12 protein-coding genes and 1 CRISPR repeat array are annotated in these 15,893 nt (G+C 41.0%); of the genes, 8 read left to right on the plus strand and 4 right to left on the minus strand.

What is annotated here, in order from left to right:
* The first annotated feature begins 12 nt into the window (after positions 1-12).
* Entirely contained in the window at positions 13-1,140 is a 1,128-nt protein-coding gene (locus MIC7126_RS0114025; protein WP_017653790.1) for a sensor histidine kinase, read from the plus strand.
* Between the two features lie 43 nt (positions 1,141-1,183).
* Here MIC7126_RS0114025 and MIC7126_RS0114030 read toward each other — a convergent pair whose 3' ends face one another.
* Entirely contained in the window at positions 1,184-1,639 is a 456-nt protein-coding gene (locus MIC7126_RS0114030; RefSeq protein WP_026100255.1) for a response regulator, read from the minus strand.
* 951 nt (positions 1,640-2,590) lie between these two features.
* On the opposite strand from MIC7126_RS0114030, the gene MIC7126_RS0114035 reads away from it, so the two are divergent.
* Positions 2,591-3,793, plus strand: a complete 1,203-nt coding sequence (locus MIC7126_RS0114035) for an AAA family ATPase (protein WP_017653792.1) — start codon at positions 2,591-2,593, stop codon at positions 3,791-3,793.
* A 144-nt stretch (positions 3,794-3,937) separates the two neighbouring features.
* Here the strand turns inward: MIC7126_RS0114035 and MIC7126_RS30465 are convergent, their stop codons facing one another.
* The gene (locus tag MIC7126_RS30465; RefSeq protein WP_154655896.1) at positions 3,938-4,141 is read right to left on the minus strand and encodes a hypothetical protein; all 204 of its coding nucleotides are present in this window, start codon (positions 4,139-4,141) and stop codon (positions 3,938-3,940) included.
* Between the two features lie 9 nt (positions 4,142-4,150).
* Positions 4,151-6,737: direct repeats of the CRISPR family, unit length 37 nt; unit sequence GTTCCAATTAACATGAATCCCTATTAGGGATTGAAAC.
* A gap of 99 nt (positions 6,738-6,836) precedes the next feature.
* Here MIC7126_RS30465 and MIC7126_RS31690 point away from each other — a divergent pair.
* The 3 genes from MIC7126_RS31690 (at position 6,837) to fba (ending at position 9,783) form a co-directional block, all read left to right on the plus strand.
* Positions 6,837-7,448 (plus strand): winged helix-turn-helix domain-containing protein, encoded by a 612-nt coding sequence (locus MIC7126_RS31690; RefSeq protein WP_017653793.1) that lies wholly within the window; start codon positions 6,837-6,839, stop codon positions 7,446-7,448.
* Between the two features lie 20 nt (positions 7,449-7,468).
* Positions 7,469-7,696, plus strand: a complete 228-nt coding sequence (locus MIC7126_RS31695) for a hypothetical protein (RefSeq protein WP_017653794.1) — start codon at positions 7,469-7,471, stop codon at positions 7,694-7,696.
* Between the two features lie 1,007 nt (positions 7,697-8,703).
* Positions 8,704-9,783 carry a class II fructose-bisphosphate aldolase gene (gene fba / locus MIC7126_RS0114060; RefSeq protein WP_017653796.1) on the plus strand — a complete coding sequence of 360 codons (1,080 nt, stop codon included), beginning with the start codon at positions 8,704-8,706 and terminating at the stop codon, positions 9,781-9,783.
* Positions 9,784-9,868: 85 nt separating this feature from the next.
* On the opposite strand, the gene MIC7126_RS0114065 is transcribed toward fba, so the two are convergent.
* Positions 9,869-11,695, minus strand: coding sequence for a polysaccharide deacetylase family protein (locus MIC7126_RS0114065; protein WP_017653797.1), 1,827 nt, complete (start codon positions 11,693-11,695; stop codon positions 9,869-9,871).
* Between the two features lie 292 nt (positions 11,696-11,987).
* Between MIC7126_RS0114065 and hemB the strand changes: the two genes are divergently transcribed.
* From hemB to folE, 3 genes are all read left to right on the plus strand, one after another.
* Positions 11,988-12,998, plus strand: a complete 1,011-nt coding sequence (gene hemB, locus MIC7126_RS0114070) for a porphobilinogen synthase (RefSeq protein ID WP_026100256.1) — start codon at positions 11,988-11,990, stop codon at positions 12,996-12,998.
* A gap of 87 nt (positions 12,999-13,085) precedes the next feature.
* On the plus strand, positions 13,086-14,111 hold the full coding sequence (locus MIC7126_RS0114075) for a CobW family GTP-binding protein (protein ID WP_017653799.1): 1,026 nt from the start codon (positions 13,086-13,088) through the stop codon (positions 14,109-14,111).
* 115 nt (positions 14,112-14,226) lie between these two features.
* Positions 14,227-14,877, plus strand: a complete 651-nt coding sequence (gene folE / locus MIC7126_RS0114080; protein ID WP_017653800.1) for a GTP cyclohydrolase I FolE — start codon at positions 14,227-14,229, stop codon at positions 14,875-14,877.
* Between the two features lie 263 nt (positions 14,878-15,140).
* On the opposite strand, the gene MIC7126_RS0114085 is transcribed toward folE, so the two are convergent.
* Entirely contained in the window at positions 15,141-15,650 is a 510-nt protein-coding gene (locus MIC7126_RS0114085) for a winged helix-turn-helix domain-containing protein (RefSeq protein WP_017653801.1), read from the minus strand.
* Positions 15,651-15,893: the final 243 nt, after the last annotated feature.

The raw sequence follows: 15,893 nt of genomic DNA on the forward strand, positions 1-15,893 counted from the left end.
AGTTGATAAATCATGTCTGTTGTAGAAAGTTCCAAAATTGATCGTATTCTCGCTGTCGATGACACTAAAGACAATCTTATTTTGGTACAAACAATTCTAGAGAGTGAGGGATATCAAGTTGATTTAGTGGAAAATGGCATAGCAGCTTTAGAGTACGTTGCTCAAGCCCCACCTGACCTCATACTGCTAGACGTGATGATGCCCGGTATGGATGGATATGAAGTCACACGCCGTATACGTAATAATCCGGAAATTAAAAGCTATATTCCTATTTTATTAATCACCGCTTTCCATGAATCAAGCGTAGTCGAAGGTTTAGATGCAGAAGCTGACGACTTCATCCGCAAACCATTTGATACCGATGAATTAACCGCCAGAGTGCGATCGCTCCTCCGCCTCAAACACAGTCTCGATGAACAACAAAAAATGGCTCGCCAGCGCGAAGACTTTGTATCGCGCCTCACTCACGATTTGCGAACCCCCCTAGTCGCAGCCGATAGAATGCTGACTTTGTTTCTCGAAGAAACCTTCTGCAAAATTTCCCCAGAAATGAAACAAGCTATCAGCGTCATGATTCGCAGTAACCAAAATTTGACACAGATGGTCAACACCCTCCTAGAAGTATCTCGCTTCGAGGCGGGTAAAAAAACCCTCAACTGGGAAAGTAGTAACCTCAAAGAAATCGCCCAAGAGGTGGTCAGCGAGTTATCTCCCCTAGCTAGTGAAAAACACCTCAGTGTTAAATTAGACACTCACCAATTAGACGAACTCGGTGAAACAGCCGGCGTCGTTATGGGCGATCCCCTAGAATTTCGCCGAGTTATCAGCAATTTACTCGGTAACGCCATCAAATTTACAGATACAGGCGGTATAGAAATTCGCATTCGTGAACAATCAGCCAATCCTTCAGGCCCAGATTGGGTAATTATTGAAGTCGAAGACACAGGATATGGTATTGCTCCTGAAGACCAAGCAACTATCTTCGAGCGATTCCGTCAAGGAAAAAACAAGCGTTCCGGTAGCGGCTTAGGACTGCACCTATCCCACCGGATTGTCGAAGCTCACAACGGTAAAATTGAACTCAAATCAGAAGTCGGTCGAGGTAGCGTGTTTACAGTCAGATTACCAAAACAAGCTTAGTTGGGAATAAAGATAGCCAGATGCAGAAAACTACACAATTAACTTATTCTTGACACATCTCAAAAACAGAGCGAGGCTTGAGTTTACTGCTCAGTAACCGACGAATTACATCTTCCAGATCCTCAATCATATAGGGTTTGCTAATATAATCATTAAAACCCGCTTTGATAATGCGTTCTCGATCTTCCCTACTCGCTAAAGCTGTCACAGCTAACACCGGGATATCAGCAGTTAGCGCTTCCTGCTTCAAACGTCGCACCACCTCAATTCCGTTGAGACTTGGCAACAAAATATCCAACATAATTAAATCCGGGTGATATTCCTTAGCCACTAGCACCGTCGTCGTACTGTCTGCTTGACAAATAAATCTACAGCCTAGCGACTCCAGCGCATAACTAATCAGCAATAGACTGTCATCATGATCCTCTACTACTAAAATTAGCGGCTGTTGAGAGCCGTACTTTGTTTCATTACTCATGAATGAATGTGTCAAATACATCTCTTCTCCAGAAGATTTAATTACGATTTATCGTCTTGAGGGAAAAACAGACGAGGTATTTGCATTGAGATTGTTAGCGAATAGCGCCTATTCAGGATTGACTACAAAAATTTTCAGGATGTAGACACCTGTAAAGTGGCTTGCCTGTCTTTTCAGGATAAAAAGAATCTGTACATATGCCAACCCTAGCGCGTAGAAAATATGAGTTTTTCTCAGTCAAAGCCGAATCTCGGAATCCATAAGAGAATTTCCGGCTAGCCCAAAACAAGCTGCTTTACGTCCATATATTTCATACTTCAGCCCTTTTTCGACTCCTTTGGCTTTCATTGAGTTGATCACGACTACGCACACAACATGCCTTGATGGTAGAAAGCTTGCACCTGATAGCTTCAGCAGACACCCCTCGATTATAAGCAAAATTACAGATTTTTTTTCCTCGAACTTTAAAATAACTTTATATATGAATAGTTTATAAGTAATTTTTTAGCATATGGTGTACGCAAAATCTTGGGATTTTATCTTGACACTTTTTGTAGTATCAAAGTATTATGTAAGTAATCAATTTTCTCCTCACTTCATAGTGGTACACAATTATTCATTGTTTAACTATAAAATTACGCAAAATTACTTATACGGTTACTGACTTCAATGTGGCAGCCTCACAAATAACAATACTCTGGCAAACAACAAATAAGTAGACTATATTACGGAAAAACTTTCAGCCAATCTCTTTAATTACAGACTTGGGTAAAACAAAGTACCATCTTGAACATCAAAAGCGATCGCACTGACACCTAGCTCAATCTTGTTGTCAGCTTCATCCTTTATCCTTCATCCTTCATACTTCATACTTCATACTTCATACTTCATCCTAGCCTGCGGCAAGCCGCCTTACAGGCGTCTACATCCTTCAGAATACAATAACTCAACCACCGCCACAGCACCAAAAATATGAATTTTGATAATTTTAGAAATAACGAAGGTACTGCTGCAAATAATAACCGTCAAAGTTTACTTACAAGCGGCTGGCGGCCATTCAATCGTGATTTTGATTGGAGATTTTTTGGTCAAATTCTATTTCACGACACCCGCGAATTAAGCCAAAAAACTATTAATCTCGCCAGTTATTACGCTGATGCTTTAGGTAGAAGAGATTATAGCTGGTGGGCAAATTTATTGAATGTAGCTTCCGACTATACTCGTGGTGAATTGGAGAAATATTGGAACTATATTACACCCGATCCACTGACACCGGACAACCGCTACAAAGACGTTTTGGGTACAGAAACTCCTATTACACAATTTGTCAGCCGTAATAGTATCCCCATTGAATATGTCTTAAATCGACTGCAAGAAATTACCGTTTTACGGGTTTTAAAATTATTAGAACGTCCCGATATCATTACACAGTATTATTCTGAAAGAGACTTTTATTTTCCAGCAGAGAAGTTTGTCAATTGGGAACGCTTAGAAGTAATTAATACTGTTTATGCTTACTGGGCTAAACATGACGTTTGGCTGCAAATTGATCCCTACGATCGCGGGCGGCGACAATATACTTTAATGGCCAAAAATCTCGCCCCACTAATCAACAAAGGAACATATGATTTAGCAGTCATGCTGAGTGGATATCAAAGCCGGGTAGGTAAAGTTCACAGTCAATTTCCCATCCGCACTTTTCCCGCAGATATTCAAAGCTTTACCGACACAGTACAGCAAGCAATTCTCAATCAAAACCAACTAGCCGTCGTCGTTCACGGTGAACCAGGAACAGGTAAAACAGCATGGACTCAGGCAGTAGCGAAAGAAATTCTTGTCGCTTTAGGATATGTGATTTTCATTTTAGATCATGATGCCATCACTAACTTTGTGCCACCCACATATTTAGAACGAATTTGCATCATTATCAATGAAGCTGATAATCTAGCTCAAAATCGTGCTTACGAAGTCGCACAATATAACAACAGAACAGAGCATATTCTCAGTCTCCTCGATGGTACCTTATATCAAAGTGTCATTGACGAATCAGGGATTCAGATCAAGCAGCGTTTAGTGGTCTTGATGACTTGTAACACCACAGAAAGACTAGATCCAGCAATGTTACGTAAAGGAAGAGTCGATTTGATGTATGAATTTACCCAGAGGTACGTTTGATATTCAAAATTCAACAAAACTTGAATGATTTCCCGTGATCATACCTGCTCTCCTCCAGTCGCTAATTTTTCCCATCCTCTATTCACAGACCGTTCTAGACTCGAATGGCGTCAACCAGTAGGTGTGGAAACAATGGAGAAAAATTTAGCACCCCAAAAGCTTACCCACGACAGTTTTGAACCCTTTTACGCCAGTTTCGAGGTTGACGCCATTTTCCAAAGCCCAACTACACAAGGTTTTGGGGCTATTTTCTCTCCATCCCTCTTGACAACCCAACACCTGAAAAGCTACCTTGATTGCAGATTGACGCAACAGCACCTTGAAAACCAAATATATCAATGCTTCCAACTCCGGGCTGTTCCAATTAACATGAATCCCTATTAGGGATTGAAACATCAAAGAATTGTAGAGTAATGTCTTGGCTGATATGTTCCAATTAACATGAATCCCTATTAGGGATTGAAACCCAGCAGTGGGCGACACCCACATCACCAGTGATTTTGTGTTCCAATTAACATGAATCCCTATTAGGGATTGAAACAGTAGGCGATCGCCCTGAAGATGAGCAAGCAGCAGTTCCAATTAACATGAATCCCTATTAGGGATTGAAACGAAATTTGTTGCGCGACTCAGCTTTGAAGTGGGTATACTGGTTCCAATTAACATGAATCCCTATTAGGGATTGAAACTGATCTTTCTCTTTGTAATCGTGATTGCCCCTCAAATCCTTGTTCCAATTAACATGAATCCCTATTAGGGATTGAAACTCTAAAGAGCGCAGAAATAATAAAGAATTTTTTTGTTCCAATTAACATGAATCCCTATTAGGGATTGAAACACCAATAGAAACACATTATTATCAAGTTGCTGATTCAGTTCCAATTAACATGAATCCCTATTAGGGATTGAAACAAAAAATTTCCGAGTAACTTACCCAGAGTTTATAGTTCCAATTAACATGAATCCCTATTAGGGATTGAAACTCATCTGTAACTGTTTGTGCTGCACGATTATAAAGTTCCAATTAACATGAATCCCTATTAGGGATTGAAACATTCAACTCTGCATTAGCCAAATAGAAACTTTTGTTCCAATTAACATGAATCCCTATTAGGGATTGAAACGGAATACCCAATTGCAGATATCAACTAATAACCGTTCCAATTAACATGAATCCCTATTAGGGATTGAAACAGCTTTCTGCCTTGATTGCCGACAGCACCCCAATCAAGTTCCAATTAACATGAATCCCTATTAGGGATTGAAACTCTCTAGCAGTATCAGAGCATTCCAAATTATCCCCATCGGGTTCCAATTAACATGAATCCCTATTAGGGATTGAAACCTCGCTTGGGGTAGGGGTAGGGATAAATCTCAATGGTTCCAATTAACATGAATCCCTATTAGGGATTGAAACTCGGATTACACAAAGTATTGTTGATAGTATTGGTGTTCCAATTAACATGAATCCCTATTAGGGATTGAAACTGGGTAATATTCGGACTCGACAGTATATGGTATGTTCCAATTAACATGAATCCCTATTAGGGATTGAAACTTCCACTTTTGGCTTTGACTCTACAAGAGAATCATCAGGGGTTCCAATTAACATGAATCCCTATTAGGGATTGAAACAACTGACGAAAAACCATAAGTTAGCTGAAAATTTTCAAACCCGTGTTCCAATTAACATGAATCCCTATTAGGGATTGAAACTACATGGCATTTGTCGCGTAAACATGGCATAATATGTTCCAATTAACATGAATCCCTATTAGGGATTGAAACCTGGGGGATGGCATCGGGCGATCGCACCTTATATATGTTCCAATTAACATGAATCCCTATTAGGGATTGAAACAAAATACTAGGCTTTGGTGGCGACAGGAAGCAGGTTCCAATTAACATGAATCCCTATTAGGGATTGAAACTGTACCAAGTACAGCCAAAGATGTGAACTTTGGGTTCCAATTAACATGAATCCCTATTAGGGATTGAAACAAACAAGCCTTAATTCTGATGGTTCGTATCTGTGCTGGTTCCAATTAACATGAATCCCTATTAGGGATTGAAACGAGCAGGGAGGTCTGTGCCTTTTTTGGTAGTTGCGTTCCAATTAACATGAATCCCTATTAGGGATTGAAACAAACAATGTGGAACTTTTTTATGTAAAATCCTAGAAAGTTCCAATTAACATGAATCCCTATTAGGGATTGAAACTTCTCAATTCGATTTAGTAGTTCGTTCCTGCTTATAGTTCCAATTAACATGAATCCCTATTAGGGATTGAAACACAAGTTATCGAGCCGCAAATATCGATAACGAAGTTCCAATTAACATGAATCCCTATTAGGGATTGAAACCATCTAATCCTACATTGTAAGTATCGGTGATGTTGTTCCAATTAACATGAATCCCTATTAGGGATTGAAACGCATGGCTGCTTGGCTTCAATGGCTGGGATACCAGGTTCCAATTAACATGAATCCCTATTAGGGATTGAAACTGGAAACCCAGTAGCTTTAGCCCTGGGAGGAAAAACGTTCCAATTAACATGAATCCCTATTAGGGATTGAAACTATACCTTGAATGGTGCTATTACAATCATCCACAAAGTTCCAATTAACATGAATCCCTATTAGGGATTGAAACTACTGGAGTACGCTATCTAGTATCGTTGGCTATTGGTTCCAATTAACATGAATCCCTATTAGGGATTGAAACCCGAAATTTTCCAACCATTCCAAAACTTTTTTCTTTAAAGTTCCAATTAACATGAATCCCTATTAGGGATTGAAACCCATCACAAAATCATTACTGTCGTAAGTGATAGCAGGTTCCAATTAACATGAATCCCTATTAGGGATTGAAACAGCAGCACCAGGAAAGGAAGAAAAATGCCGCCAAGTTCCAATTAACATGAATCCCTATTAGGGATTGAAACAACCAGCTGCGTGATAACAAATCCGGTTTTCAAAACGCCCAAAAAGTGTATTGTGAAATTAAAAGGAAAAAGCTGAGTGAAATGAATGGTTGAACAACCATGCCAAAAAAAGTACATCTAGAAAAGCATTTGAGTGCAGAAGAACTGAAGCGGCGCTATATTCATGCATCAGAAGTAAAATCTAGAAGATGGCATCTGCTGTGGATGGTATGTAGTGGGTGGACTTTGAAGAAGGCAGCCGAGGCGATCGCTATCAACTATGACTATGCCAAAGAAATAATTCATAAATACAATAACCAAGGAATAGAGGCACTTCAAAATCGCCGGAAAATGGTACGTCGTCGTCACAAAAATGCATTATTAAATGCAGAAGCATTAGAAAAGTTACGACAAGCGTTCAAGAAGCGACCAGAAGATGGTGGAATTTGGACAGAGCCAAAGGTTGCGCGCTGGATTGAGCAAGAAACTGGACGTGAGAAAGTATGGGCACAACGGGGATGGGATTATCTCAAACGCCTAAACTATTCTCCACAAATACCAAGACCAAAACATTACAAAGACGATAAAAACGAACAGGAAGCCTTAAAAAAACTTAGTATTAGAGTAATGGAGCTACAACAAAAATATCCGGATGCAAAAGTCGAAGTTTGGTCATTTGATGAACATCGATTAGGGCTAAAACCGATTATGCGACGAGTTGGGCACCTCTAGGGAAAAGACCAATAGCCGTAGTGCAACATCGTTATGAGTGGCTATATTTATATGGTTATGTACAGCCACAGACTGCGGAAACTGAGTGGCATATTCTTCCCAGGGTTAACATCGATTGGTTCAATCTTTCTTTGGCTGAATTTGCCAAATCTATTGGTGCAGGAAAAGAAAAAATTGTAGTTCTTGTTATTGAGCGAGCAGGGTGGCATATGAGTGAAAAAGTTGTCATTCCCGAAGGAATTTATTGAGAACCATTACCTCCCTATTCTCCAGAATTGCAACCAGCAGAGCGATTATGGGCGCTTGTTGATGAGGCTTTAGTCAACGAGCATTTTGATAGTCTTGAGCAGTTGGAGAAAGTTTTGGCACAACGCTGTTGTATTTTAGCTCAAATGAAGTCAGAAATTTCCGCTCTTACAAGAAAGGCAGAGGGCAGAGGGCAGAAGGCAGAAGTTTAGGAGTATCAATTAAAACTTTAGTTCTGAGTATAAAGCCCAGTAAAAAAAAAGACGTTTTTCGAGTCCGCGAAGCGCGTTCGCGTAGCGTCTCGCAGAGAAGAAAAACAGCGTCCTTGTTTCAATCCCACCCTTTTTAAAGGTGGGTTTCCCTGTTGCCTGTTAAGAGTTAAGAGTTCCCTCTGAATAACTATCACTGGTGGACTTCTGTCAGTGCTTTATAAAGGGGGTTTTTAACACGGATTTGGTATGACTTCAAAAATTGAAGGAGGATATAATGTCTCAATCTTTTTATAGCTGCTCGCACCTGCTTGTAGAACGTCAACGGCTTTAGCTATCGCCCGATATCAAAATCATCAAATCAGAAATTAACTGCTAAAAACAGCAATTGGCCATAATCTATCACTTAGTGACATTCAATAGAAAATCCCAAAATTGAGCATCAGTCTGAATCACAGCCATCTAATAAATTGGCTGCGTACTAACGAAGCTGCTACACCAACAGTCGCTTTGGGCGTTTGACCAATGGTCAAGCAAAATCGAGCGAGGGATATTGTTTAGGATACCAAGCTACCAAAGACAATCAACCGAGAGTGAGCGATCGCACAGTCGCCGAGAATGAGTGTAGGACATATTGATGAATGATGCCGCAAACTTTTTCAACATAAGCACACAACACTAGTTATAATTTCCTATATGTTGAAAAAACTCTTAAGATTTAGCGTAACAATTACAATAAGGTAAAAATTACGCTGCTCTCACACAGACACTAGCTGATAACCACATTAGGAGGACTATCTATGGCGCTTGTACCATTGCGGCTGTTGTTAGATCACGCGGCTGAAAACGGTTACGGCATTCCAGCTTTCAACGTTAACAATTTAGAGCAGATTCAAGCGATTATGAAGGCTGCTGCCGAGACAGATAGCCCCGTAATTTTGCAAGCTTCTCGTGGCGCTCGTAATTATGCTGGAGAAAACTTTCTGCGCCACCTGATTTTGGCAGCGGTAGAAACCTATCCCCAAATTCCCATCACCATGCACCAAGATCATGGTAATGCTCCTTCTACGTGCTACTCAGCAATCAAGAACAACTTCACCAGCGTCATGATGGATGGTTCTTTAGAAGCTGATGCTAAGACTCCTGCTAGTTTCGAGTACAACGTCAGTGTCACCCGAGAAGTTGTCAACGTAGCTCATGCTCTGGGCGTCAGCGTGGAAGGCGAACTCGGTTGTTTGGGTTCTCTAGAAACAGGTGCTGGTGAAGCTGAAGACGGTCACGGTTTTGAGGGTACACTCGACCACTCCCAATTACTCACCGACCCTGATGAAGCTGTTAACTTCGTAGAAGCAACTCAAGTAGATGCTTTGGCTGTGGCGATTGGTACCAGCCACGGTGCTTACAAGTTCACCCGCAAGCCTACTGGTGAAATCTTGGCAATCAGCCGCATTGAAGAAATTCACCGCCGCTTGCCTAACACTCACTTGGTAATGCACGGTTCTTCTTCTGTACCTGAAGATTTGATTGCACTAATCAACGAATATGGTGGTGCAATTCCTGAAACCTACGGTGTACCAGTGGAGGAAATCCAAAAAGGTATCAAGAGCGGTGTGCGGAAAGTGAATATTGACACCGACAACCGTTTGGCAATCACTGCTGCGGTGCGGGAAGCTTTGGCAAAAAATCCCAAAGAATTCGACCCCCGTCACTTCCTCAAGCCTTCCATCAAATACATGCAGAAGGTTTGTGCAGAACGCTATGACCAATTTGGTACTGCTGGTAACGCTAGCAAGATTAAGCAGATTTCTCTCGAAGATTTCGCTGCTAAGTATGCTAAAGGCGAATTGAATGTGATCACCAAATCAGCAGCTACGGTCTAATTTCCATCAAAATCAATAGGGGCATTATACCATGCCCCTAAAGGAATTGCCATCTTGATATAAGAATCGATGAACCAGGTAACGCTTAAGTTCCCTGGTTTTTTATTTTATAAGTTGCCCAAATGCAATTAGCGTCACTCATCGAGGCCGAAGATACCAAAGCTACAGCATGAGGTACGGGACGAGGGACATAATCTACTTGCGATTTACCCTGATAAACTAAAGAGGTACTCTGACCGGAATCAAGCATAACTGCATCTTTGAGTCCAGCTTTAGCTAGCGCTATTCCTAGGGAAACTGAATCTACAGATTGACGAGAGACACCCAGAGTGGGTTGTCTGTTTTGGTTAATTCCCCAAAAAGCCCGATAACGAGCCGCTTCAAAACCATACAAACCGTTAAATGTGCTGGCTGCTTGGGGTTGACCATCTTTAACTAACCAAGCCGCCGCCACAAACGCATCTGTGACATCGGGCATTTGTGCTCGTATCCCTGCTAAAGTGTTGTGTTGACTAGGGTCGAAGGGGATAAAGCGGACTGTATGAGGACTAATTAAAACTAGAGGACGACCAGTGGTTTTTTGGTTGTCGCTGCGATTTCCAGGAATAAATTGGTTGGTGATTTGACTGAAAACCGGGCCAATCATCACATTAGAATCGAGGGATTTCAAGGAAAAAAAGCCCCCATCCACAGCAGCGATCGCATTTTTTCCTGTCTTCGCTACTATCTCTGTAAGCTGATCGCGCTTGGAAGCATGAATGGTAATTGGTTTTCCTCCAGAAGTGAAAACTAAGGGAATTTGATCAATAGTCGTGTCAGTTTTCTGCACTGGACTAGTGAAGTCAAAATCTATTTTCCAAGGTGGTAGTTTTGCGCCTCCCCAAGCTTGAGCTACCGCATCTTTTAATCTCGATTGTCCAAAACGAGAAACTGCTAATAAACTCGCTGACTCACCTGCAAATTTTTCGTCTGTATCACTCATCGTCAAGGCTAGCTGATAGCCGGCTGCGGACACCCATCGAGCAACGCGATCGTCATACTTACCTACAGGATAGGTAAAGTAGCGGATATTCACACCCAATTGTGCTTCTAAAATCTGCTTAGAAAGTGCAACTTCTGTGCGTAGTTGCTCATCAGGTATTTTGGTCAAATCATTCGGGTGAGTGACACTGTGAGATGCGATCGTCACCAACGGATTAGCAACCATTTCCTTGAGTTGTTCCCAGGAAACATGACTTCTACCGATATTGTTACCAACTCCTTTGATATAAATCGAAAATACAGCGGGATAACCGTATTTTTTCAGCAATGGATAAACATACTCATAATGTCCACCATAACCATCATCAAAGGTCAACAATATTGGTTTTGCTGGTAGTGGTAATCCTGTTTGCAAATGCGTCATCAACTGATCAAGACTAATAGGAGTAATGCCCCTAGCTTTAATTAGTTGAAAGTGCTGTTCTAATTCTCCAGGAGTTACATCAAACGATACTTGTTTTTGCGGCAAGATATCGTGATACATCATTATTGGTACTTTTGCTAACTTGGCTTGCTCATGAATATTTGGCCAGGGACTGCGATTAACAAAAGCCAAAACATCAGCCCCAAAGGTTTCAAATAGGAAGCGTAAGTGTTGATTGGGCTGATTTATCCATGTAGATACTGTGGCTAAAATCCCAGCAAAACTGGATATTTGGTGATTTAGTGCGAGATTTTGTGGGCAAACAGCATCTTTTTTAACAAAGCTTTTTGGTGTTTTCCAATTGACAGGAAGTGATTCCGCAATAGCCGATTTTGGGAACAATTCCGTAAAAGTACAGACTACCCAAAGTAACAGATAAAATATACTCTGGGCGGGGATATATGCAAGTAAACGGAAAAAACTGAAACTGTCAAAAATTAGCGTCATAATTTTCTTTCAGAACTGGGTGGAAACTGCACCGAAACCGAACTGAAATCAAGTTGACGCTCACACTATATTGCTCTTAAGTTATGAATACATAAGACAAAACACTAAGAAAAAACCAACAATTTTTTAAGCCTGACACTAATTCTCATAAGACGCTATGTTGCAACGTCTCTACAGAATTTAACTGTAAGTTCATGGACAAGAAATCGTTTTACCGCTAGGATTTCGTCCCGCACCTGAATCAAGCTAGGTAAAAGTATATAATAATGATTATCATTTTTATATAAGCCAGATGACACCGGAAACTTCATTGACAAACCAACCACTGCACCTGACGCAACGCCCTCGGCGTCTGCGTCGAACCGCAACCGTGCGACGAATGGTGCGGGAGAATCACCTGACGGTAGATGACCTCATCTATCCGATGTTTGTGATGGAAGGAGAGGGGCAAAAAATAGAAATCGCCTCCATGCCTGGGTGCTATCGATTTTCGCTACACTTGTTGGTGAAGGAAATTGCGTCAGCGTTTGAGTTGGGAATTAATGCGATCGCTCTTTTCCCAGTGATTTCTGAACAGAAAAAAGACGACAATGGTACAGAAAGTTACAATCCTGATGGGTTAGTACAGCAAACAGTCAAAGCCATTAAACAAGCAATTCCAGAAATTATCGTCATCACCGATGTCGCCCTTGACCCCTTCACCACCCACGGACACGATGGTTTAGTGGATGAAAAAGGTACTATCCTCAACGACCCCACCGTGGAAGTTTTAGTAAAAATGGCAGTTTCTCAAGCCGCTGCAGGTGCTAATTTTGTCGCCCCTTCCGACATGATGGATGGTAGAGTGAAAGCAATTCGCCAAGCCTTAGATGCGGCAGGTTATATTGATGTGGGAATTTTGGCATATTCCGCTAAATACGCCTCTGCTTATTATGGGCCTTTTCGTGATGCCTTGGATTCTGCACCAAAATTTGGCGACAAAAAGACTTATCAAATGGACGCAGCTAATGCAAGGGAAGCTTTAAAAGAAGTTGAGTTAGATATTGCTGAAGGTGCAGATATCGTCATGGTGAAGCCGGCGTTAGCTTACCTAGATATCATCAATCAAGTCCGCAATGCTACACAGCTACCTGTCGCCGCATACAACGTCAGCGGTGAATATGCCATGATTAAAGCTGCCGCCCAGATGGGGTGGATAGACGAAAAACAAGTCATTTTGGAAACGCTTACAAGTATGAAACGGGCTGGCGCTGATTTGATTTTGACTTACTTTGCCAAAGAAGTAGCTTTGATGTTGAAGTGAAGTTTCAAGGCGTTGCATTGCAACGCCTCTCATCCAAAATTGGATATTACTGTACAAAATCAGCGTTAATTTATTAAAGGAGACGTGATGAATCAACTTACTTCATCAACAACAGATGCGATGCTTGATATTCCCAAACGGGGAATGCCTGTAACCATAATTACAGGATTTTTAGGCAGTGGTAAAACTACTCTGCTGAATCAAATTCTCAAAAATAAACAAGATTTGAAAGTCGCTGTTTTGGTAAATGAATTTGGCGATATTAATATTGATAGTCAACTGCTAGTTTCTGTAGACCAAGACATGGTGGAACTAAGCAACGGCTGTATATGTTGCACAATTAATGATGGTTTAGTCGATGCTGTTTATCGAGTTTTGGAAAGAGAAGACAGAATTGATTATTTGGTAATTGAGACTACAGGAATTGCTGACCCTCTGCCGATTATCTTAACGTTTTTGGGTACAGAATTAAGAGATTTAACTAGCATTGATTCTATCTTGACGGTGGTGGATGCTGAAACTTTTAACCAGGAACATTTTCAGAGTGAAGCAGCTTTAAAACAATTGACCTATGCAGATATTATTATTTTGAATAAAACGGATTTAGTAACTTCAGAAAAATTAGCGGAACTAGAAGATTATATCCATGAAATCAAAATCGGAGCGAAGATTTTACATAGTAATTTTGGACAAGTACCATTACCTTTGATTTTGGATGTAGGCTTGACACCAATCAACGATTATGCACATAAGTCTAAACATGATCATCACGGGGATCATCACTATCACGATGAGCACCACCATTACCATCATCATTCTGACCATTTAGAGAATGATGGTTTTGTGTCTGTGTCTTTCCAGAGCGATCGCCCTTTTGATGTCCACAAATTTGAGAGCTTTATTAATGAGCACATGCCGCAAAATGTCTTTAGAGCTAAAGGCATTCTGTGGTTCAGTGATAGTGAGCTACGCCATATATTTCAACTCAGTGGGCCTCGGTACAATTTAGTCGCTGATGAATGGCATAATCCTCAGAAAAATCAACTAGTTTTCATCGGTAAGAAATTGGTAGCCGATCAAATTCACTCACAACTGCAAGAATGTTTGGTATGATTAAGAAGTGTTAAGCAATTACTCATTTAGTCAATAGTCCGGAGTCACTAGTCTAAAGATTGACTAGTGGCTCTTGAGTGTTGAAAACATCATCCTTACCAATTAAACACAGACAATGACTCTATCGATTAGTCCCGATATGAATTCTGTTGCTCAATTAGTTTCATCATTATCTAATCAGCAATTACCAAAGGTCACGGAAGCAGAAATGATGCAAGCCGTGCGTACTTTGCTGATTGGATTAGGAGAAAATCCTGATCGCGAAGGGTTAAGAGACACACCCAAACGAGTTGTAAAAGCTTTGCAGTTTTTGACCAAGGGCTATGATGAATCATTAGACGAACTGCTAAATGGAGCAGTTTTCACAGAAGATGCCAACGAAATGGTATTAGTTCGGGACATCGATATTTTCAGTTCCTGTGAGCATCATATATTACCGATAATTGGTCGTGCTCACGTCGCGTACATTCCCAATGGTAAGGTGATTGGTTTATCCAAAATTGCTAGAGTTTGTGAAATGTATGCACGGCGTTTGCAAGTCCAAGAACGCCTGACTGTGCAAATTGCTGACGCTCTCCAAGGTTTACTTAAGCCCAAAGGAGTAGCAGTCGTGGTGGAAGCAACTCATATGTGTATGGTGATGCGTGGTGTGCAGAAACCAGGGTCTTGGACTGTTACTAGTGCGATGCGCGGCGCGTTTGCAGAAGATATGAGAACTCGTCAAGAGTTTATGGATTTAATCCGACACAATGCGAATTTCCATTAAGTTGCTTTACTAGCTTTTGAACTAGACTTTTTGTAACAGAAAAATCGATGTTAACCCTGGGAAGAATATGCCACTCAGTTTCCGCAGTCTGTGGCTGTACATAACCATATAAATATAGCCACTCATAACGATGTTGCACTACGGCTATTGGTCTTTTCCCTAGAGGTGCCCAACTCGTCGCATAATCGGTTTTAGCCCTAATCGATGTTCATCAAATGACCAAACTTCGACTTTTGCATCCGGATATTTTTGTTGTAGCTCCATTACTCTAATACTAAGTTTTTTTTTAAGGCTTCCTGTTCGTTTTTATCGTCTTTGTAATGTTTTGGTCTTGGTATTTGTGGAGAATAGTTTAGGCATTTGAGATAATCCCATCCCCGTTGTGCCCATACTTTCTCACGTCCAGTTTCTTGCTCAATCCAGCGCGCAACCTTTGGCTCTGTCCAAATTCCACCATCTTCTGGTCGCTTCTTGAACGCTTGTCGTAACTTTTCTAATGCTTCTGCATTTAATAATGCATTTTTGTGACGACGACGTACCATTTTCCGGCGATTTTGAAGTGCCTCTATTCCTTGGTTATTGTATTTATGAATTATTTCTTTGGCATAGTCATAGTTGATAGCGATCGCCTCGGCTGCCTTCTTCAAAGTCCACCCACTACATACCATCCACAGCAGATGCCATCTTCTAGATTTTACTTCTGATGCATGAATATAGCGCCGCTTCAGTTCTTCTGCACTCAAATGCTTTTCTAGATGTACTTTTTTTGGCATGGTTGTTCAACCATTCATTTCACTCAGCTTTTTCCTTTTAATTTCACAATACACTTTTTGGGCGTTTTGAAAACCGGATTTGTTATCACCTTACAATCTGTTGAACAAGTTCTTCTATTTTTTGGGTACTGTCTACAGTAGAGTTAACAGTTAATTGCAAAAGTGTCTGCAATTATGCCTCTCTGGAGTGCGCCTCGAACTGCTAATATTGTTCTAGGTGGGTTAGCCCTCTCTCAATTAACC

The organism is Fortiea contorta PCC 7126, assembly GCF_000332295.1.
Lineage (GTDB): Bacteria > Cyanobacteriota > Cyanobacteriia > Cyanobacteriales > Nostocaceae > Fortiea > Fortiea contorta.

Bases quoted from the DNA above. Each gene is read 5' to 3' on its own strand.
- MIC7126_RS0114030 (WP_026100255.1), bottom strand. From the start codon at position 1,639: ATGTATTTGACACATTCATTCATGAGTAATGAAACAAAGTACGGCTCT.
- MIC7126_RS0114035 (WP_017653792.1), top strand. From the start codon at position 2,591: ATGAATTTTGATAATTTTAGAAATAACGAAGGTACTGCTGCAAATAAT.
- MIC7126_RS0114075 (WP_017653799.1), top strand. From the start codon at position 13,086: ATGAATCAACTTACTTCATCAACAACAGATGCGATGCTTGATATTCCC.
- MIC7126_RS0114065 (WP_017653797.1), bottom strand. From the start codon at position 11,695: ATGACGCTAATTTTTGACAGTTTCAGTTTTTTCCGTTTACTTGCATAT.
- MIC7126_RS0114025 (WP_017653790.1), top strand. From the start codon at position 13: ATGTCTGTTGTAGAAAGTTCCAAAATTGATCGTATTCTCGCTGTCGAT.
- MIC7126_RS0114085 (WP_017653801.1), bottom strand. From the start codon at position 15,650: ATGCCAAAAAAAGTACATCTAGAAAAGCATTTGAGTGCAGAAGAACTG.
- fba (WP_017653796.1), top strand. From the start codon at position 8,704: ATGGCGCTTGTACCATTGCGGCTGTTGTTAGATCACGCGGCTGAAAAC.
- folE (WP_017653800.1), top strand. From the start codon at position 14,227: ATGACTCTATCGATTAGTCCCGATATGAATTCTGTTGCTCAATTAGTT.
- hemB (WP_026100256.1), top strand. From the start codon at position 11,988: ATGACACCGGAAACTTCATTGACAAACCAACCACTGCACCTGACGCAA.
- MIC7126_RS31690 (WP_017653793.1), top strand. From the start codon at position 6,837: ATGCCAAAAAAAGTACATCTAGAAAAGCATTTGAGTGCAGAAGAACTG.